Source organism: Thiolapillus sp. (assembly GCF_048562965.1).
In the GTDB taxonomy this organism is placed as follows: domain Bacteria; phylum Pseudomonadota; class Gammaproteobacteria; order Chromatiales; family Chromatiaceae; genus Thiolapillus; species Thiolapillus brandeum_A.
Map to the genome: position 1 here is coordinate 1 of NZ_JBHNMF010001611.1, position 533 is coordinate 533.

Genomic DNA, 533 nt, shown 5'->3' on the forward strand with positions numbered 1-533 from the left:
CGTATTGGCCTTTTGTGCGGCCATTATCGGTGCCGGATATTATTATCTGATGATGGATGAATATGATGCTCTGGCTAAAGTGGAGAAAACTGAAAAGGATCTTCGCGCCGAACTGGAGCGTAAACAGGCCAAGGCGGTCAATCTGGCAGCTTATAAAGAGCAGCTCAAGGAAATGCAGGAATCGTTTGGCGTCATGCTGCGTCAGTTGCCGGACAAGAACGACATCGCCGGCCTGCTGGTCGATGTTTCCCAGACAGGGTTGGCTGCCGGGCTGGAGTTCGAGCTTTTCCAACCCATGCCGGAAATCAAACGGGATTTTTATGCAGAAAAACCGATAAAGATTCGCGTAAAGGGCGACTACCATGAATTTGGTGAATTCGTCAGTGGCCTTGCTGCCTTGCCGCTTATCGTAACCGTTCATGATGTCAAGATTTCCAGGAAGAAAGACGGTGGTCAACTGGTCATGGAAGCCACGGCAAAAACCTACCGCTATCTCGAGGAGGCGGGCTGATGAAGTATTTGTATCCGGCTGT

General features: G+C 50.3%; 1 protein-coding gene. It reads left to right on the plus strand.

Annotated elements, in window-relative coordinates; genetic code table 11:
- Positions 1 to 511, plus strand: a 511-nt coding sequence (locus ACOCD2_RS25805; RefSeq protein WP_419626427.1) for a type 4a pilus biogenesis protein PilO, incomplete at its 5' end; no start/stop codon positions are given.
- Positions 512 to 533: the final 22 nt, after the last annotated feature.